This is a genomic window from Gilliamella sp. Pra-s60, from assembly GCF_009795755.1.
GTDB lineage: Bacteria > Pseudomonadota > Gammaproteobacteria > Enterobacterales > Orbaceae > Gilliamella.
Genome location: NZ_WTFA01000004.1, coordinates 146,361 through 167,250, shown reverse-complemented (window position 1 = coordinate 167,250; position 20,890 = coordinate 146,361). Strand labels below are relative to the sequence as shown.

Sequence of the window (20,890 nt, the reverse complement as noted above, 5' to 3'; positions counted from 1 at the left end):
GCCAAGAGCTTTTTTTTATAAATTGAAGTAAAATGCTACACCATAAAAAAACAAATCAACATACTGTCTGGTTATTTTTGTTAAAAAGTTTCAGGAAAGACCCTCGTTTATGTATAAAATCCCAATGAGTTTGTATATTCATATGCCATGGTGCGTACAAAAATGTCCCTATTGTGATTTTAATTCACATACTGTAAAAAAAATACCAGATTATCAAGCTTATATAGAGCATTTAATTAAAGATCTACAGCATGATGCTGTTTTTTGTTTAAATCGTTCAATTCATTCAATTTTTATTGGTGGTGGTACACCTAGTCTATTTTCTGCCGAGTTGATTGATAAATTATTATCAAATATAAATAAAATAATACCGATAAATAAAGATGCTGAAATCACTATTGAAGCTAATCCAAACTCTGTTGATGTAGAAAGATTTAATGGTTATCAACAAGCTGGCATAAACCGAATATCAATTGGTGTGCAAAGCTTTCAAGCCGATAAACTTGTTAAGTTAGGACGGATACACGATCCCAAAGAAGCAATCACAGCAGGAAAACTTGCCAAAACATTAAATTTAAGAAGTTTTAATTTAGATTTAATGCATGGTTTGCCAAATCAAAATATTGATGATGCCATATATGACTTAAAACAAGCCATTACTATTGCACCACCGCATTTATCTTGGTATCAATTAACCATTGAACCCAATACGCTATTTGGTTCAAAACCACCTGTTTTACCTGATGATGATAAGCTTTGGGAAATTTATCAACAAGGTCATCAATTATTAACTCAGCATGGTTACCAGCAGTATGAAACCTCGGCTTATGCTAAAGAAGGTTCGCAATGCAAACATAATTTAAATTATTGGCGATTTGGAGACTATTTAGGCATTGGATGTGGCGCTCATGGTAAATTAACACAACCTGATGGGAAAATTATTCGAACTATAAAAACTCGTCACCCCAAAGGGTATTTAGAGGGACGTTATTTAGATAAATATTATACAGTTCCAAAAGAGGAATTACCATTTGAATTTTTTATGAATCGTTTTAGACTTTTTGAACCAACACCTAAACATGAATTTGAACAACGAACTTATTTACCTTTACACTCAGTTGAAAAACAGTTAGCAACTGCTATTGAAAAAAATTATTTAATTGAAAATAAAGGAAGTTGGCAAATAACAGATCATGGTAAACTATTTTTGAATTCGTTATTAGAGATATTTCTATAGATAATTATTTGAAATATTTTAACTTAATTCAAATGATATTATTATTTACATTTATTTAACATGATAAATACAAACTATTTAATTAATCATTCAGATATCTTTACAGACTTTCTTCATAAAAAAGTACATACTATGTTACGACAATGTATTATTTCATTGTTTTCCTATTCCTTATGTTTTCCCAATAACTTTGTTATTGGGTTTTTTTTGCCTATAATTCTGATAATCGCATCACTTTTAATAACTACTCAATTGAAGTATTAAAAAGGAAATGTTTTAGTTCAGCTAATGTAGAAGTTCCTTCCATCGGACCTTTTTTAGATACGGCTAAAGCACCGCTAGCATTCGCATATTGCAAGGCTTGTTCAACCGAGTAACCTGCTAACATTAAACTGACAAATGTAGCCCCGAAACAATCTCCCGCACCAGTTGGATCTACCGAGTTGACCTTGTATCCATCAACATGAAGTGTTTGTAAATGACCTTGTTCATCAAGTCCATAATATTTAGCTCCTTTAGCTCCCCCTTTTACCACAATATGTTTAATACCTTTTTTAAGTAAATTAAACATGGTTTGTTGTTCATTTTCATGATTGTTAATGAAATAGCTAACTTCGCTTTCACTGGGTAAAAATATATCGGTATATTCCATAATATAATCAAAAGATTGTTCCATTTCTGGTATATCAAACATTTCTTTGCGTAGATTAGGATCAAATGAAATTGTACCACCTTTACTTTTGATGATATCCAATGCTTTTCTCATAGCATCAACCACACGAAACGAATAAAGTGATGATCCCATTACATGCAAATGAGTACAATCTCTTAATAAGTTTTCATTAATATGATTAAACGAAAGTAAACCACATGCACTATTTGGAATGTTAAAAATGAAATCTCTTTCATTAGAACCTTTATAAGTAACAAACGCACTACCTGTATTGGCCTTATTATGTGGAGTAATACCATCAATGATGACACCATCACTTTTAAGACGATGGATGCACATTTTTCCAAAAATATCTTTCCCTACACAACTAAAAAAAACAACAGGAAAACCTAATTTTGCAACTTGATCTGCAAATATTGCAGGGGCACCACTAACAAAAGGGCCGACAAACTCCCCAGCTTGATCGAAACGCTGATTTTGTTCTTTTGCTAAAAACTCAACTAGCAGTTCGCCTATCGTGCAGATTTTAAAACGCATATTATGTCTCCAATTTATTTTGATAAGTTACACAATATTTATTTGAAATAAGCTGCTCAAAATTAGCATCTAATAATTGTTGATGGTACTCGGTTACAGCAGATCTTGATAAAATCATCATATCAATATCAACTAAATTTCCAATACGATTATCATTATTATGAACAATACGTTGTGGTAATATGCCAATTGTATGTGCTGCTTTTTTCATTATTTGTTGATAAATTCTAACCTGTTCTAAACTTTCAATAATCAATTGATTATCAGTATTGATTGAACTTAATTCGATAACAAAATGCGATATAGAAAATTGATTCAAAATAAAATTGATCATTTTGTTATCTAACAAAAGATTCCCTTCCAGTATGGCTCCACCTACAAGCACTACTTCAGCATCGGTAAACTCTTTCGCTAATTGTGCATTGCTAATGTCATTCATAATAAGTATTAATGATTTTTTGCAATGTAAAAACGGAATCAACTTTCTTATCAAATTTCCATGGTTTAAAAACAATGTATCGCCATCATTAATATAACTTAAACAGGTTTTGACTAATTCAATATCACAACTATTACTTTGTATATAACTTGGTGTATTGACACTTAGCTGATTAAACACACCTTCAGGGGTAACATAAATTGCCCCCCCAAAAGAACGCTTTAAATATCCTTGCTGTTCTAAATAAGTTAAATCCTGACGAATAGTCACATTTGAGACCTGAAGCAATTCAGATAATTCATCAACTTTAACTTCACCTTGCTTACGAACAATTTCTGCAATTTGTAATCGTCGTTTTAATAAACCTGAAGATGCTCTAGCCAATTTTATTTCCTACGCCATAGATAAAAATTAAGGATAGTGATAATAGAATTAATCATATATTAGGTCAACATCAAACTATGATTAGAATTTTATATTATAAATCATACCATTAATAATTAACATTTTTTATCCCACGGCGTTTCATATATACATGTTAACTATCAAAACGAAAATTTATCAATCTTTTTTATTTCGTTTTAAAAGTAATATTAATTTTTGTGATCTAACTCACGGTATTATTACTAGCTTAACTTTCGTTTTGAAATCATAATTAATGAAAATAATTTTCAAAACAAAAGTTATTAACGTAATACAAAGTGAATTAGATTATTAAGGAGAAGTTATATGACTATTATTTCAAGTAATAACATGCTGAAAAAGGCTCAAAAAGAATATTATGCTGTGCCTGCCTTTAATATCCATAACTTAGAAACTATGCAGGTCGTTGTTGAAACAGCAACAGAATTACAATCGCCCGTTATTTTGGCTGGTACACCTGGTACATACAGTTATGCAGAAACAGAAAATATACTTGCTATAGCAAATGCTTTGTCAAAAAAACATAACATTCCATTAGCTGTTCATTTAGATCATCACGAAGAATATAACGACATCATCAATAAAATTAATGCAGGAGTAAGATCGGTAATGATTGATGGCTCCCATTTTCCATATGAAGAAAATATCGCCATTGTCAAACAAGTAGTTGAATATGCTCATCGTTACGATGTTAGTGTTGAAGCTGAATTAGGTCGCCTTGGTGGTGTTGAAGATGATTTAATCGTTAATGATAAAGATGCTTTATATACCAATCCAAAACAAGCTGTAGATTTTATTGAAAAAACAGGAATTGACTCCCTCGCTATCGCCATTGGTACAGCACATGGCCTTTATAAATCAGAACCGAAACTAGATTTTGATCGTCTATCAGAAATTCGCTCAATGGTTGATATTCCTCTTGTATTACATGGCGCTTCGGGTGTTCCAGAGAAAGACGTGCGTGAGTGTATTAAGCGTGGAATTTGTAAAGTAAATGTTGCGACAGAATTAAAAATTGCATTTTCAGATGCCTTAAAACAATACTTTATTGAACATCCCGATGCCAATGATCCCCGCCATTATATGAAACCTGCAAAAGCCGCAATGAAAGATATTGTCAAAAAAATTATTACAACATGTGGATGTGCAGGCAAATTATAGAGGCCAAAATGATGATCTATACATTAACACTTAACACTGCAATCGATATGAATATTCATTGTCAAGGACTTAACCCTAATGCAGTTAATCGAACCTCTCATACTGAATATAGCCCGAATGGCAAAGGAGTCAATGTTTCAATCGTATTGCATAAATTTGATAGCCCCACCTGTGCATTAGGATTTTTTGGTGGATTTTCTGGTAAATATATTATTGATGAACTAACGAAAATACAGGTCAAGACAAAACCCTGTTTTATTGATGATATCACGCGTATTAATGTTTTTATCAATGATAATGAAAACGAATATAAATTAGTCAGTAAAGGTCCGCTTATACCTAATGATAAAAAAACAGAAATGCTAACTATTATTGAATCACTGGTTAATAATAGTTATTTAGTCATCAGTGGTAGCTTGCCAAATAATATTGAATCGGAATATTACGAGACTATTTTAAATTTATGTAGCAAAAAAAATATTCAAGTTATTCTTGATATTAGTCACCCCAAATTAAGTGATTTACTCTCCTATAAACCACTATTAATTAAACCTAATGATGATGAAGTAAAAGAAATTTTTGGCTTTGAAACGAAAACAAAATCACAAGTCATTGCTGCACTAGAAAATATTCACTCACAAGGAGCGAGAAATATTTTATTAACCATGGGCGATAAAGGGCTTTACTTTTCTAATGGGACAAATATTTGGTTTTGCAATACTGTAAAAATAAAATTAATTAGCTCGGCTTGTGCCGGTGATGCGTCACTAGCTGCCTTTCTTAGTGAATGGCTACCTGAACACCAACATATTGAAAAAGCCATAAAAAAAGCCTCAGCAACAGGTGCTAACGTTGCAGAATCAGACGGATTAGGTTTACTAAATAAAATAAATATTTATATGGATCAACTTGAGGTTACCCAAATCAAGTAAAGGAGGTTGTTATGAAAAAAATATTAGCCGTTACAGGCTGCCCAACCGGTATTGCACATACCTATATGGCTGAAGAGGCCTTAAAATCAGCGGCTCAAAAGGCCGGAGTCGAAATTAAAGTGGAAACCAATGGTGCAAGTGGCGTTGATAATGCCATTACGGATGCTGATATTGTCAATGCACTTGGCGTTATTATTGCAGCAGATAAAGATGTCAATCCAGATCGCTTTAATGGCTTACCCGTGATTGAAGTATCCGTTAAAGATGGTATCCATAAAGCTACAGCACTAATCGAAAAAATTATGTCAGGTACAGTTTCTGTTCGTAAAGGAGCACAAAATAGCACTAATAATACGGCTTCATCAAAACAAGTAGAAGTAAAAGAATCGATTGGACGCCAAATCTATAAACACTTAATGAATGGTGTGTCAAACATGCTACCATTTGTTGTCGCTGGTGGAGTACTAATTGCTTTATCATTTTTATGGGGAATCTATTCAGCCGACCCTAATAATGCCCAATATAATGAATTTGCTGCATTGTTAATGAAAATAGGTGGGCAAGCATTTGGCATAATGGTGCCAATCTTTACTGGATTTATTGCCTATTCAATAGGCGGAAAACCTGGCATGGTGGCTGGTTTTGTTGGTGGCTTAATTGCCAATATTACCGGTGCAGGATTTTTAGGCGGAATTATAGCTGGTTTTGCAGCAGGCTATTTAATGCTTTATGTCAAAAAAATGTTAGATGGATTACCTCGTTCATTTGAAGGACTTAAATCGATTTTTATTATGCCATTAATTGGTGTATTTGTTATCGGTGCAGGTATGTTTTTACTTGGAGGTCCAATTGCAAGTATTAATAATGGAATGAAATCTTTCCTTGAATCATTACAATCTGCAAATCCTGTTTTACTCGGCATTGTTATTGGAGCAATGTGTTCGTTTGACTTTGGTGGTCCTGTTAATAAAGCAGCGTATGTTACTGGCACTATGTTGTTAGGTGAAGGAAATTTCTATTTCATGGCAGGTGTGTCTGCTGCTTGTATAGTACCACCCTTTGTTATCGCATTCTCTACCACTATTTTCCGCAGCAAAGCTTTCACAGAAGAAGAACGTGCTGCAGGACTTGTTAACTATGTTTTAGGTTCGACACATATTACAGAAGGTGCAATCCCATTTGCGGCTAAGGATCCTTTGCGAGTAATTCCAATTATGATGTTATCTTCTGCAATTGCATCAGTATTGACATTCATATGTCAAATTCAAGTGCCTGCACCACATGGAGGATTTTTGGTTCTGCCATTGGTTAATAAACCATTTTTATGGGTAGGCTGTATCTTCGTAGGAGCACTAGTTGGCGCTATTTTATTAGGTTTAGTACGTATTCATCAAAATCGACAATTAGTTGCCAAAAAATCAGTTTAATCAATCAAGAAATATACCGATTTATTTCGGTATATTCAATTTAGTAAGGAATAGAAATGAGCACATTAAATTTGACAGTACATGATATTTCAATCGTAACTGGATCCTATTCTAAAAAAGAAGCAATTAAAGAGGTATCAGAAAAAATGATTCAAGCTGGAGTGGTCAAAGATGACTATACCCAAGCAATGTTTGATCGTGATAAACAAATTTCGACTTTTTTAGGTAACGGAATCGCCATTCCACACGGCACAACGGAAAAACGTGATAGTGTTATCCAAACTGGAATCAAAGTCATATACTATCCTGAAGGAATCAATTGGGACGAAGATAATAATATAGCTTATGTTGTCATTGGTATTGCTGCAAAAGCCAATGAACATTTAGATATTTTACGTCAACTAACCCAAGCAGTGATTGCTGAAGATACGCTAACAAGAATTCACGCAGTTAAAACTCCTGAGGATTTATTAGCAATTCTTCAAGGTAGTTAGTATTAATAATCCCGTAAGTAACCTCGTTTATACTCATGGGATTTTACACGGCTATTGAAAGCGAATCTAACACTGGCTAACTACGTAATAGTTTAAGTAAAATTTGTTTTGATACATACAGGATAAATTATTACTCAATATTTAGTTTTAAATGTTATTGAAAAAATTATTAATTGTTTACCAAAGTGGAAAATCGCTTTCTTTTTAAAACCACTCGTAAATCATCTCCCACCATAGCAATCGATTCAAAATGAAATTGTGGTGCAAATGAAAGCCTTTTCAGATTCGGCAATATACACATATCTAACGCATTATGACCAAGTAATTTGGGTGCGTAATAAATAATCAATTCATCCACTAAATCTTGCTCTATCAATGCTCCTGCAAGATGAGCACCAGCTTCAACCCAAACCGAATTTATTTGTTTTTCAGCTAATAGTACAAACAATTTAGATAAATCTATTTTTTTACAACTAGATGGCTCTATAATTAATTTGGTGTTTTGCTTTGCAATAAAGCTATTTTTTTTTCGTACTACCCATGTATCACCTGGCTGATTGAAAATATTTTCGCTACCCATTAACCGATCTTGACTGTCAATAATGACACGAATAGGTTGTCGGATTTTTTCTGGTAGGTAGATTTTTTTTATTTCATCAGGTAACTGATGATATCTAACTGTTAAACTTGCATTATCAGCTTGCACGGTGGTACAAGTACTTAAAATACAACTTGCTTGTGCTCTAAATTGTTGTACATCTTGCCTTGCCACGCTTGAGGTTATCCATTTGCTTTCACCTGATGCCATGGCAACTTTACCATCAAGAGACGTAGCGAGTTTAAGTTGTACATATGGCAAACCCGTCCGCATACGTTTTAAAAAGCCTTTATTAATCGCTTCGGCTTGCTCAGTTAAAACGCCAATCATGACATCTATTCCAGCTTCTTTCAACCGCTTAATACCATTACCTGCAACATTAGGATTAGGATCTTGCATAGCAATAACCACACGTGTAACACCGGCTTCAATAAGCGCATCAGCACATGGCGGCGTTCGACCAAAATGGCTACACGGTTCTAGTGTTACATAAGCCGTTGCACCTTTAGCATTTTCACCAGCCATTTGTAATGCATAAATTTCGGCATGAGGCTCACCAGCTTTTTGATGATAACCGTGACCAATAATTTTATTATCTTTTACAATCACACAACCAACGTTAGGATTAGGAGATGTTGTAAAACGACCAAGCTTAGCTAGCTCAATCGCTTGTTGCATGTAAAAATGATCGTTATTATGTATCATTATTATCTGGATGGCTATTTTTGTTGTAACTTAGCAATTTCATTACTAAATTGTTCAATGTCATCAAAGCTAAAATAGACTGAAGCAAAACGGATATACGCAATTTTGTCTAGGTTTTTTAGTTCTTCAATCACATAATCACCAATTAATTTGGCTGGGATCTCACGTTCACCTGTTGCTCTTAGTTTAGATTTTATACGTGTAATTGCATCTTCAATGGCATCAAAACTAACCGGGCGTTTTTCAAGAGCCCTTTTCATACCATTACGTAATTTATCTTCATTGAATGGTTCGCGAACTTTATTACTTTTAACGACATTAGGCATAATCAATTCAGCTGCTTCAAATGTAGTAAATCTTTCATTACATTCAACACATTGTCGTCTACGACGAACTTGAAATCCTTCACCGACAAGACGTGAATCAATCACCTTTGTATCATCTGCATTGCAAAAAGGACAGTGCATAAATGTATCCTTACGGTAACAAAATAATCATTACAATATCCGAAAATTTTGATTTAAACAAGGGTCTAATTATTGTAATGTTAGTTTTGTCATCGATGGTATAAAATATATAATGATGAAAATTTACTAGTCATTAAGAATTTAATAAATTCAGTTCGTTTTATTAAATATTTAGCCACCTATCTGATGGCATAAAATACTTACCAATTTAATTTAATGAGAAAATCCCTTAATTTAGCAAAATCATCAGGCATATGATGAGAAAGTAACGTCATATCAGACCGTTCTGCTAACCCTTCAGGAAGTGGAACAGATTTACCTAGAATATCTTCAACAACTTCTTTAAATTTTGCTGGATGTGCCGTACCTAAAAATAGTCCATATTCACCCTCTTGTAACTGTTCACGCAGTGCACGATAAGCAATTGCACCATGAGGTTCAGATAAGTAACCTTTTTGATAAAGTTCACAAACAGTCTGCTTAGCAACTTCATCAGAAACAGTAGCATGACCAAGTGATTTAAGAGCCCATCCCTCGCGCTTATAAATCTCTTCAATACGGGGCCAATTATTTGGCTGGCTTACATCCATTGCATTCGATAATGTTGCAATGGTTGCGTGAGGTTCCCACTTACCAGTTTCTAAATAACGAGGTACTGTATCATTGGCATTCGTTGCGGCAATAAAGCGTTTAATAGGTAATCCCATTGTTTTCGCTAGTAGACCTGCTGTTAAGTCGCCAAAATTACCACTCGGCACAGAAATAACCAACTGTTCACGTTGGGTTGATGTTAGTTGTGCAAAAGCTTCAAAATAGTAACAAACTTGTGCTAATAATCGGCTAATATTAATTGAGTTAGCAGAATTTAAGCCAATTTTAGTTTTTAATTCATCATCATCAAATGCTTTCTTAACTAGTGCTTGGCAAGCATCAAAGTCACTTTGAATAGCGATTGTATGAATATTATCACCCAAAGTACAAAATAACTTTTCTTGTAATGGACTAATTTTACCTTCTGGATATAAAATCACGACGCGAATATTTGGTAAATGATAAAACGCGTGAGCAACGGCCGCACCAGTATCACCAGAAGTAGCTGTCAAAATAGTAATTTTTTTATCAGCAGCGACCTGCACTAACGCTTGTGCCATAAAGCGTCCACCAAAGTCTTTAAATGCTAATGTTGGTCCATGATATAACTCTAATGAACCAATATCCGCTTCTACTGAGGCTACTGGGGCTGGAAATTGAAATGCATTTTTAACAAGTCTATACATATCATTACTGCTAATCTCATCACCAATAAAAGCAGATAAGATTTTGGCGCTACGAGTAATAAAATCAAGTTTTAATAACGACTCAATTTCAACTAATGAAAACTTAGGCAATTCTTGAGGGAAAAATAAGCCTTGCCCTCTTCCTAATCCTTGTTGAACTGCTTGTGCAAAGCTAACTTGCTCTGAATGATCTTTTAAATTATATAATTTCATAATATGTTCCAATTATCTTTATGCTTTAATTATGTAATCTTACTGATATCAGTTTAATCAATAAAAGTTGGCGTTTTTCTAGTTTTAGACCTATTTTTATAATAAAAAACCTAAATAACTCTTGCACCTTGAGTATCAATTTTACAAATATGAGTAAAACCTTCATCATTTTGCAAATAATATTTTTTAAGTAATAATTCAATTTGCTCAGCTGTTTCAAGTTTATCAGCAATCACAAACATTGTTGGCCCTGATCCCGAAATACCCGATGACAAAGCGCCAAGTTGCTTAACTCGTTTTTGTGTTTCATCAAAATTAGGTAATAGCTGTTTACGATAAGGTTCAGCAATATTGTCACACAACATTGATGCTGCCAATTTTGGTTGTTTGGTATAGCAAGCATGAATAAATCCACCAACATATCGCCCATGAGCAACACAATCTGATTTTTGGTACAAAGCGGGTAAAATTGCACGAGCTTCAGCCGTTGATACTTTTATACCGGGATATGCCATAATCCAATACCAATCTTCAAAATGAGGAATTGGTTGGCTGATTATATCCATTTCATCAAGGATAAGTTGCATACCGCCTAAATAGCAAGGCGCAACATTATCGTAATGCACACTACCTGAAATACGCCCCTCAAGTTCGCCCATTATAAAAAGCATTTCAAATTCATTTAAAGGCTTATCAAAAAATTCATTCAAAGCAACTAATGCACCAACTACAGAACAGGCACTTGAACCTAAACCGGAACCAATGGGCATGTTTTTCTCTAGTGTCATATGGACAGGTAAAGCTTTACCTATTGCTTGACAAAATCGCTGCCAACATTGAAATACAATATTGTATTTTGGATCACTTGGTAGTTTTTGAACAAATTTACCTTTGCAAGTAAGAGAAAATTCGTTAGCAGATTCAACTGTAATACAGTCACCAAGCATAGCTCCACTAATCGGGCTAATTGCTGCCCCTAATATATCAAAACCAACGCTAATATTAGCCATGGATGCAGGAGCATAAACAGTTAAAGATTTATGGAACATTTAACCTCCGATTTTGCCTGATGTTGTTCGTAAAATATCAGCAAAAACGCCAGCTGCAGTAACATCATTACCCGCCCCATAACCACGTAATACAAGTGGAATAGGTTGGTAATAACGAGTATAAAAAGCTAAGGCATTTTCACCATTTTTAATTTTATAAAGAGGATCTTCACTATCAACAGCTTCAATTTTAACACTACATTGATGGTTTTCTATACTACCCACATAACGTAATACTTTACCTTCTTTTGCTGCCTGTTCAGATTTTACTTTAAATTCTGCATCTAGCTGCGGTAATTTAGCCATAAACTCATCGATGCTACCTCGGGCATACTCAGCAGGTAAAACCGATTCGACATTGATTTGATCAAGTTCTAATTGCAATCCTGCTTCCCGTGCTAAAATTAACAATTTCCTAGCAACATCGGTGCCTGATAAGTCATCACGAGGATCAGGTTCAGTAAAACCTTTCTCTTTAGCCAATTTAGTTGCTTCAGACAGTAACATGCCCTCATCAAGTTTACCAAATATAAAAGAAAGCGATCCCGACAAAATTCCCGAAAACTTGATTAATTCATCACCTGCATTAAGTAGATTTTGAAGATTTTCAATTACTGGTAACCCTGCCCCTACATTAGTATCATATTGGAATTTACGCTTACTTTTTTCCGCTTCTTGACGTAAGCGTAAATAATAAGCCATTGAACTAGTATTAGCTTTTTTATTTGGCGTAACCACATGAAAACCGTTAGCTAAAAAATCTGCATATTTGTTAGATACTTCACTACTTGAAGTACAATCCACCAAAATTGGATTAAGTAGTCTATTATTTTTAGCAAATTCGATAATGCTATCTAAAGAATAATTCATTTCACTCTGCTTAATTTGGTCACGCCAATGACTAAGATCAATGCCGTCTCGATTGGTTATGCTGTGTTTAGAGTTAAACAAGCCACACACTCGTAAATCAATTTGTTTATTTTTAAGCCATTTTTGTTGACGTCCAATTTGATCAATAAGTGCTCCACCAACACCACCAACGCCAATAACAAAAACATCTAGCATTTTATCGGTACCAAACAACATTTGATGGGCAACACGTACACCCATAACTGCAACATCATTATCAACAACGACCGAAATTGAACGTTCAGATGAACCTTGTGCTATAGCAACAATATTAATATTAGCTCTGGCTAATGCTGTAAAGAAATTAGCAGATAAACCACGTAGTGTCCGCATACCATCACCAACAACAGAAATAATAGCAAGCTTTTCTATAACTTCGATTGGTTCAAGTAATCCATCTTTTAATTCTAAATAAAACTCATCGCTCAAAGCCTCTTCTGCTCGATAAAGTTCGGTTTGTGGCACACAAAAACTAATGCTGTATTCGGATGATGATTGAGTAATAAGTACAACTGAAATACCAGCATAAGACATCGCAGAAAAAACACGTGCCGACATACCAACCATACCTTTTAAACCCGGACCTGATACGTTTATCATTGCCATATTATTTAAATTAGTGATACCTTTTACTGGAGTGGTTGAATCAACAACATTCGCACCAATAAGTGTTCCTGGTGCATCAGGGTTATTCGTATTTTTAATTAAACAAGGGATTTGAAATTGAGCAATAGGTAAGATAGTTCTTGGATGAAGTACTTTTGCACCAAAATATGAAAGTTCCATCGCCTCTTGATAAGACATCGTTTTTAGTAATTTAGCATCTGGCACAATACGAGGATCACAAGTATAAACACCATCAACATCAGTCCAAATTTCGCAACTATTTGCTCTTAAACATGCCGCAAGCACAGCTGCTGAATAATCAGAACCATTACGTCCAAGTACAACTAATTCACCTTTTTCATTACCGGCAGTAAAACCTGGCATTAAGATAAAATTATCTTGTGGAATATTCATTTCAGCAATTCTGTGTGTTGACTGTGGTATATCAACAGTCGATTCTAAATAATCACCTTCTGCAATAAGCATCGCAACAGGATCGATTACCGTGATGGTGTGACCTTTTGCTTTAAGAAGTTCTTGCATAATGGCAATTGATAGTTTTTCTCCACGGCAAATAATTGACGCATTAATACTATCAGGACATTGACCGAGTAAAGCAACGCCTTCAAGTAATTGCTTTACATTATTTAATTCATTTAATGCAAAACGTTTCATTTCTTCATAAGCGAAATTCGGTTGCACTTTTGCAATACCAGCTAATAGATCGGCAAATATTTTTTCAGCATCATAAATATTACTTTTTATATCTTGCTTAGCGACTGTTTTTTCAACCATAGCAACTAAATGGTTGGTAATTTTAGCAGGTGCCGATAAAACAGTAGCTGTTTGCTCTTGTTTAGCATTATTTTCAATGATTTCTGCCACTCGTAAAAAACGTTCTGCATTAGCAACAGAGGTTCCTCCAAATTTTAAAACTTTCATATCACACCTTACTTATTATCTTAATTTATGCCCATTATGATTCAAAATACAGTTTATTCGACCTTGTTATGTCGATAGGTATTAAGAAAACCTTTTAGCGTTATAACGTTAGTTGTAATTTTATTTTCTAGCTACATTTATTTTTTATATAAATTTTTACATATAACAAAAAAACCCGCCTTTCTTAGGCGGGTTTTTGAATATTTTTTGGAAAAATCACCCCGCCCTAGATTGCGTAATAGTACCTAAGGTGCCAATAATATTTGTCATATGGATTGAAATAATCATTATTTTTCCTAAAAATTTTTCCCTGAAACTATAAACAAAACAGCCCGACATTTTCATGTCAGGCTGTAATTTTAAAAAACCTTTTTACTATTTTCGTACTCATTGACAACTTTGTTTAATGCTTGATATATGCTTTGAGCATCTTGTTTTTTTAGAGCTTCATCTAAGATATTGAGATACGATAACATCAATTTTTGATTATCCTCGGCAAATTGAGGTGATACTTCTTGATCTTCATATAACATAACATATGTACGAGCAAATCCAAAAATCAAAAAATAAACCGAAGCATTTTTTGGGTCTTCTTGAATTAGTGCTCTCATTGCCTTTCGTAGTTTTACATAACTATCTGTACCCGGCAAACTAGTCGCAAATGTTTTCGTTACTTCAGAAAATGTCATTGCCATAAACCTCAATCAAAATTACAAGAAGAAAGAATAGCAACCCATTCACAGAAGTGCAAGCCTATTTTGTTTACTAAACAAATTTTTTTAATTTTTAATAAAAATATACATGCAAAACACAATGCCAATGGGTATGTTATTAGTCAACTTCTTTACAAACAGACAATCCAGCCGGAGCTTGTGCAACAGGCATTATTTCAATTGAATTGACATTGAAATGTTCCGGTGTATTAATTAACCATGAAACAGTATTAGCAATATCTTCTGGGGTAATAAACGCTACACCTTGATAAACCGCTGCCGCTTTCTGATTATCACCATGAAAACGAATATTGGAAAACTCTGTACCACCACATAATCCAGGTTCAATATTGGTGACACGCACTTTTTTTCCTAATAAATCTGTACGCAAATTAGCACTAAACTGTTTAACAAAGGCTTTAGATGCACCATAAACATTTCCACCTTTATAGGCATAAGTACCTGCAACAGAACCAAGATTAATAATATAACCTAAATTACGCTCAACCATCTGAGGTAAAATTTGTCGAGTTAGATTTACTAACCCAATAATATTAGTATCAATCATTGTTACCCAATCGCTGTAATCTGCTTCATAAGCTGGATCTAAACCTAAAGCTAAACCAGCGTTATTAATCAAAATATCAATTGTTTGGAATTCTTTAGGTAATTGTAACAAAATGGAGCTCACTGCATCTTTTTTAGTTATATCTAATGGTAATGACAAAAAATTAGAACCTAAATCATCTGCAAGATTTTGTAGTTTATCTGCACGTCTAGCTACGCCAACAACTTTATAACCATCAGCTATAAGCTTACGACAAATAGCTTCCCCAAAGCCAGAAGATGCACCAGTAACTAAAGCAATATTCACATTAAATCTCCTCATTGGCTAAATAACAATTTAAGTGTATTTACATAAACTAGAAAATAGTAAATAAAAATATACTTAAACACATACTTTCCTGAAAATTTTTACAAACTTATTTATAAAATACTTATAAAAAACCCGCTAATTAAGCGGGTTTGTATTGAATACTTCATTTAGCAGCTTCTTCCACAGGTTCATCATCTTTTAACGGAACAATCAAAGTATCGATATGAGTATTATTGATAAGTTGACGAGCGGAAGACATTAATTTACTCCAAAAATCCTGATGATGACCACATACAACTAAATCAATGTTATATTCGTGAATGGCTTCAATTAACACTTGGTCAAATTCCCCATTACCCGAAAGAGTATGAGCAATAGGATAGCCTGCATCATTTGCTAAGTTATTCAATGCAAGATGAGCATCTTCAGTGATTCGATCTTTCATATCATTCATATTGATATCAACTAAACCGGTGTAAAGATCTGAATAATTAATACCAACATGAATCAATGATATTTGAGCATTATATGGTCTGGCCATAGAAACGGCTTTTTCTACAAGTACTTCACTTTCAGGTGACAAATCAACTGCGACTAATATATGTTTATAAGCCATGATACTTTTCTCCTTCCTATTTTTAACGCTCAAGTAAATTAAAACCAGTACCCTACTTTTACTACTAAATTAATTTTTGAGCAAGCCAAAAAAGCGATCCAGATAACAAAATCGAAATTGGGAGTGTTAAAACCCATGTTAACGCAATATTTTTAATGGTTTTACTTTGTACTCCGCCACCATCAACGATCATTGTTCCGGCAACTGATGACGAAAGCACTTGAGTTGTAGATACAGGCATCCCCGTATAACTTGCAATCCCAATTGATAAGGCCGTTGTGATTTGCGCTGATACCCCTTGCGCATAAGTCATCCCTTTTTTACCAATTTTTTCACCAATAGTTATAGCCACACGGCGCCAACCAATCATTGTCCCAACAGCTAACGCTGAAGCAACCGCAATAATAATCCAAATTGGTGCATACTCAACGGTTTTAAGTAAATCACCCTTCAAAGATTTTAAATACTGCTTATCTTCTGAAGACACATTGGGCTGTTTAGCCACATGCGATACAGTATCAGATAAACAAAGTAAAATGCGTCGGGCTTGCGAACGTTGCTCAACCGTTAGTGAATCATAATCATTTATTTTATTAAATAAATGATTAGCAATACCTAGGGTGGTAAACGAATGTGAATAATCACAATGATATTTATTTAAGTCATCTAAAACAATATTGGTATCTAATACAGGTTGTTTACCAATTACCTCTGTTAGATCATCATTATGCTCTACAAAGTATTCTTGAATAGCATGGACAGCATTACGCGTGTTAGTAATGTCATAAGTCGAAGCGTTCATATTAACGATAAAACCTGCAGGAGCAATCCCCATTAATACTAACATTAAGAGACCAATACCTTTTTGACCGTCATTAGCACCATGTGAAAAACTTACGCCTGCAGCTGAGATAATAAGCATAATGCGAATCCAAAAAGGAGGTTTCTTCTTACCATAGAGTTTTTCACGTTGTTCCGGTGTCATAAAGATGCGTTCTCGCTTTTTACTGCTTTTTTTACTTTGGCTTTTACGAGTCCAGTATTTTCGCAATAAAAAAATCATCAACCCAGCAATTACAAGACCAACCACAGGAGAAATAATTAATGACAAAAAGATTTGAATCATTTTGGGAATATTGAGGGCATTTATTATCGAAGTATCCATAATAAATGCGTTAGCAAGAGCCACCCCTATAATTGAACCAATTAATGTGTGTGAGCTTGATGCGGGAATACCAACATACCAAGTTCCTAAATTCCAAATGATTGCAGCAAATAGAATAGAAAAGACCATAGCCAGTCCATGAGTTGAGCTGACATTAAGTAATAAATCAGTAGGCAATAGATGAACGATGGCATAAGCAACACTCAACCCACCAAGTAATACACCAAAAAAGTTAAACATACCGGCCATAAAAACAGCAAGTTGTTCTTTTAGTGCTCTTGTATAAATTACGGTAGCAACAGCATTAGCAGTATCATGAAATCCATTAATGGCTTCATAAAAGAGAACAAAAAACAACGCAAATCCCAATAATATAATGGTCGAGAATTCTAATTCAGCAAATAGATGTAACATAATAAATCTTTCTGTTGTTAATAGAGTCCCTATTATCCTTGAGAATAAGGTAATGAGCAAAACAAATTTTACATTTTTCGTTTTGCATAATGTGTAGCTAACACTGCACAAACCATTAATTGCACTTGATGAAATATCATTAAAGGTAGGATCATTATACCCATTACCGACATAGGAAAGATAACACTAGCCATGGGAATACCACTAGCTAAGCTCTTTTTTGAACCACAGAACACAATCGTGATTTCATCTTCTTTATTAAAACCGAGTAATCTTGAACCATAAGTAGTTATTAATAAAACAATAGTTAATAGTACAATGGAATAAAAAATAATTTCTAAAAGCGATAACAAACTAATCTGCGTCCAAATGCCATTTGCAACAGCATCACTAAAAGCAACATAGACAACCAATAGAATCGAAAGGCGATCAGTCTTAGAGATAATACGTTTATATTTATCCACCCATTGACCTATAAAGCGCCTTGATAAGTGACCAAGTACAAATGGCAACATTAGTTTCAACATGATAGAAGCAATTGCATCTAGCATATTCATGGAACTAGAAGATTCAGTACTCATTAATAAGCCAACTAAAATTGGAGAAATAAATACGCCTAATAACGTTGATGCTGAAGCACTACAAATAGCAGCTGCCACATTGCCTTTCGCTATTGAGGTAAACGCTATAGCTGATTGAACCGTTGCAGGCAATATACAAAGATAAACAAAACCTAAATAAAGGTTTTTCGGTAAAAAATTGGGAACCAACACTTGCATCATTATTCCAAGAATCGGGAAAATAACAAAAGTAGTTGTAAAAATAACCAAATGTAATCGCCAATTTTTTATACCAATAACAATCGCCTGAAAAGAAAGCTTAGCACCATGCATAAAGAATAATAAGCCAATAGCAAATGTTGTGAGATATTCAAAAATAACTTTAGCTTGCCCCTTACAAGGAAACAAACTAGCTGTAACCACAACACAAATGAGTACCAACAAGAATGGATCGATCTTAAAACGTTGTAGTATATTCATATTTTTAGAATCTTTAGTAAAAAAAACGCCACAAAAGTGGCGATATACAAATGATAAAATTTATTCTAAAAAGCTACGAAGCACATCGGAACGGCTTGGATGACGTAATTTTCGTAATGCCTTAGCTTCAATCTGACGAATACGCTCACGAGTTACATCAAATTGTTTACCAACTTCTTCCAGTGTATGGTCGGTATTCATATCAATACCAAATCGCATACGTAACACTTTTGCTTCTCTTGGTGTTAATCCTGATAAAATATCACGCGTAGCACTACGTAAGCTCTCAGAAGTTGCGGCATCTAACGGTTGTTCAAGTGCAGTATCTTCAATAAAATCACCTAAATGTGAATCTTCATCATCACCAACTGGCGTTTCCATTGAAATTGGTTCTTTAGCAATTTTAAGTACCTTACGAATTTTATCTTCTGGCATTTGCATACGCTCAGACAACTCTTCTGGTGTTGGTTCACGTCCAATTTCTTGTAGCATTTGACGTGAAATACGATTTAACTTATTAATTGTTTCAATCATATGTACCGGAATACGAATTGTTCTAGCTTGGTCAGCAATTGAACGCGTAATAGCTTGCCTAATCCACCAAGTTGCATAAGTTGAGAATTTATAACCACGACGATACTCAAACTTATCAACAGCTTTCATCAAACCGATATTGCCTTCTTGGATAAGATCTAAAAATTGTAATCCACGATTGGTATATTTTTTAGCAATCGAAATAACAAGTCGTAAGTTAGCCTCAACCATCTCTTTCTTGGCTCGGCGTGCTTTAGCTTCACCAATAGACATACGTCGATTGATATCTTTAATTTGCTCAATAGAAAGATTCGTTTCGGTTTCTATTTGTTGCAACAAATTAACTTGAGCTTCAATTTCATTATCAAAATCTTTCAAATTAGCCGCAAATGCATTTTTTGAAGTTAACGCTTTCTTATACCAATTCATGTTATTTTCATTACTGGTAAAATAAGTCATAAACTGTTTTTTCGGCATTTTGCATCGTTCAACACAAATTTTCATAATCGCACGTTCATGAGTTCTAACACGATCCATCATGCATCTCATGTTATTGACAAGAATATCAAACTGTTTGGCAACTAAACGAAATTGTTTAAAGATCTCTGATAGATTTTCGATCTCTTTTTGCGCTTTTTTATGAGCTCGGCCATATTTTTTAATCGCTTCAGAAGTTTTATCGTGTTGCACCTTTAATTCAGCAAATTTAGCTTTCGCAACTTCAGGATCAATAGAAACATCGTCATCGGTTGAAGAATCACTTTCTTCATCTTCACTTTCATCGTCACTATCATCAATTTCAATTTCAGGATCACTAACATCTAAATCTTCCGGCAATTCCTCAGCGACTTCTTCGGCATTAGGATCAACAAAACCAGTGATCAAATCAGATAAACGGACTTGTCCACTTTCAATTAAATTATATTGCTCTAAAAGGTAAGTAATAGCCTCAGGATATTCTGATACTGAAGTTTGAACCTGATTAATACCATCTTCAATACGTTTAGCAATATCGATTTCGCCTTCGCGAGTCAACAGTTCAACGGCACCCATTTCACGCATGTACATACGAACAGGATCGGTTGTTCTACCAATTTCTGACTCAACATTAGATAATACTAATGCTGTTGCTGCCTCAACGGCTTCTTCATCAGGGACATTATCTGAAAGTAATAACTCATCAGAATCAGGGGCTTCTTCAAGAACTTGAATCCCCATATCATTGATCATTTGGATAATATCTTCAATCTGATCTGAATCAATAATCTCTTCCGGTAAGTGATCGTTGACATCAGCATAGGTCAAGTATCCTAGCTCCTTGCCTCGGATGATAAGGAGTTTTAACTGTGATTGAGAATTTTGCTCCATAAAAGGTATCCACTTTAGTTATTTAGTCATCTATATCATATATGTAGAACACTATCTGGAATCCACATATACCC

18 protein-coding genes are annotated in these 20,890 nt (G+C 34.3%); 5 read left to right on the top strand and 13 right to left on the bottom strand.

The genetic code is table 11. The annotated features are described in order from the left end of the window. Positions 1–109: 109 nt before the first annotated feature. Positions 110–1,237, top strand: a complete 1,128-nt coding sequence (gene hemW, locus GQ596_RS05095) for a radical SAM family heme chaperone HemW (RefSeq protein WP_160400597.1) — start codon at positions 110–112, stop codon at positions 1,235–1,237. Positions 1,238–1,481: 244 nt separating this feature from the next. Here hemW and GQ596_RS05090 read toward each other — a convergent pair whose 3' ends face one another. Beyond that, positions 1,482–2,447 carry a sugar kinase gene (locus GQ596_RS05090; RefSeq protein ID WP_160400596.1) on the bottom strand — a complete coding sequence of 322 codons (966 nt, stop codon included), beginning with the start codon at positions 2,445–2,447 and terminating at the stop codon, positions 1,482–1,484. A gap of 1 nt (position 2,448) precedes the next feature. Beyond that, a complete protein-coding gene (locus GQ596_RS05085) occupies positions 2,449–3,270 on the bottom strand; it encodes a DeoR/GlpR family DNA-binding transcription regulator (protein WP_160400595.1) in 822 nt (273 codons plus the stop codon). 345 nt (positions 3,271–3,615) lie between these two features. On the opposite strand from GQ596_RS05085, the gene GQ596_RS05080 reads away from it, so the two are divergent. From GQ596_RS05080 to GQ596_RS05065, 4 genes are read left to right on the top strand one after another with little or no spacing between them, the layout of a single operon-like run. Continuing rightward, complete coding sequence (locus GQ596_RS05080; RefSeq protein WP_160400594.1) at positions 3,616–4,470, top strand: tagatose bisphosphate family class II aldolase; 855 nt, start codon at positions 3,616–3,618, stop codon at positions 4,468–4,470. 11 nt (positions 4,471–4,481) lie between these two features. Continuing rightward, a complete protein-coding gene (gene pfkB / locus GQ596_RS05075) occupies positions 4,482–5,402 on the top strand; it encodes a 1-phosphofructokinase (protein ID WP_160400639.1) in 921 nt (306 codons plus the stop codon). 11 nt (positions 5,403–5,413) lie between these two features. Then, positions 5,414–6,829 (top strand): PTS fructose transporter subunit IIC, encoded by a 1,416-nt coding sequence (locus GQ596_RS05070; protein WP_160400593.1) that lies wholly within the window; start codon positions 5,414–5,416, stop codon positions 6,827–6,829. 56 nt (positions 6,830–6,885) lie between these two features. Next, positions 6,886–7,323, top strand: coding sequence for a PTS sugar transporter subunit IIA (locus GQ596_RS05065; RefSeq protein ID WP_160400592.1), 438 nt, complete (start codon positions 6,886–6,888; stop codon positions 7,321–7,323). 169 nt (positions 7,324–7,492) lie between these two features. On the opposite strand, the gene ribD is transcribed toward GQ596_RS05065, so the two are convergent. The 11 genes from ribD to rpoD all read right to left on the bottom strand — a co-directional run bounded on the left by ribD (position 7,493) and on the right by rpoD (position 20,816). Continuing rightward, positions 7,493–8,626: a bifunctional diaminohydroxyphosphoribosylaminopyrimidine deaminase/5-amino-6-(5-phosphoribosylamino)uracil reductase RibD gene (gene ribD / locus GQ596_RS05060; protein ID WP_160400591.1), complete on the bottom strand. Its 1,134-nt coding sequence runs from the start codon at positions 8,624–8,626 to the stop codon at positions 7,493–7,495. 14 nt (positions 8,627–8,640) lie between these two features. Continuing rightward, positions 8,641–9,093, bottom strand: a complete 453-nt coding sequence (gene nrdR / locus GQ596_RS05055; RefSeq protein WP_160400590.1) for a transcriptional regulator NrdR — start codon at positions 9,091–9,093, stop codon at positions 8,641–8,643. Between the two features lie 200 nt (positions 9,094–9,293). Next, positions 9,294–10,583 carry a threonine synthase gene (thrC, locus tag GQ596_RS05050; protein WP_160400589.1) on the bottom strand — a complete coding sequence of 430 codons (1,290 nt, stop codon included), beginning with the start codon at positions 10,581–10,583 and terminating at the stop codon, positions 9,294–9,296. Positions 10,584–10,693: 110 nt separating this feature from the next. Next, complete coding sequence (gene thrB / locus GQ596_RS05045; protein ID WP_160400588.1) at positions 10,694–11,632, bottom strand: homoserine kinase; 939 nt, start codon at positions 11,630–11,632, stop codon at positions 10,694–10,696. Then, positions 11,633–14,089, bottom strand: coding sequence for a bifunctional aspartate kinase/homoserine dehydrogenase I (gene thrA, locus GQ596_RS05040; protein ID WP_160400587.1), 2,457 nt, complete (start codon positions 14,087–14,089; stop codon positions 11,633–11,635). It abuts the gene before it with no gap. A gap of 359 nt (positions 14,090–14,448) precedes the next feature. After that, on the bottom strand, positions 14,449–14,778 hold the full coding sequence (locus GQ596_RS05035) for a hypothetical protein (RefSeq protein WP_160400586.1): 330 nt from the start codon (positions 14,776–14,778) through the stop codon (positions 14,449–14,451). Between the two features lie 142 nt (positions 14,779–14,920). Beyond that, positions 14,921–15,691: an SDR family oxidoreductase gene (locus GQ596_RS05030; RefSeq protein ID WP_160400585.1), complete on the bottom strand. Its 771-nt coding sequence runs from the start codon at positions 15,689–15,691 to the stop codon at positions 14,921–14,923. 151 nt (positions 15,692–15,842) lie between these two features. Next, the gene (gene uspA / locus GQ596_RS05025; RefSeq protein ID WP_160400584.1) at positions 15,843–16,295 is read right to left on the bottom strand and encodes a universal stress protein UspA; all 453 of its coding nucleotides are present in this window, start codon (positions 16,293–16,295) and stop codon (positions 15,843–15,845) included. A gap of 64 nt (positions 16,296–16,359) precedes the next feature. Continuing rightward, a complete protein-coding gene (pitA, locus tag GQ596_RS05020) occupies positions 16,360–17,874 on the bottom strand; it encodes an inorganic phosphate transporter PitA (RefSeq protein ID WP_160400583.1) in 1,515 nt (504 codons plus the stop codon). A gap of 68 nt (positions 17,875–17,942) precedes the next feature. Further along, on the bottom strand, positions 17,943–18,914 hold the full coding sequence (locus GQ596_RS05015) for a bile acid:sodium symporter family protein (RefSeq protein ID WP_160400582.1): 972 nt from the start codon (positions 18,912–18,914) through the stop codon (positions 17,943–17,945). Positions 18,915–18,974: 60 nt separating this feature from the next. Beyond that, positions 18,975–20,816, bottom strand: a complete 1,842-nt coding sequence (rpoD, locus tag GQ596_RS05010; protein ID WP_160400581.1) for an RNA polymerase sigma factor RpoD — start codon at positions 20,814–20,816, stop codon at positions 18,975–18,977. Between the last annotated feature and the right edge of the window lie 74 nt (positions 20,817–20,890).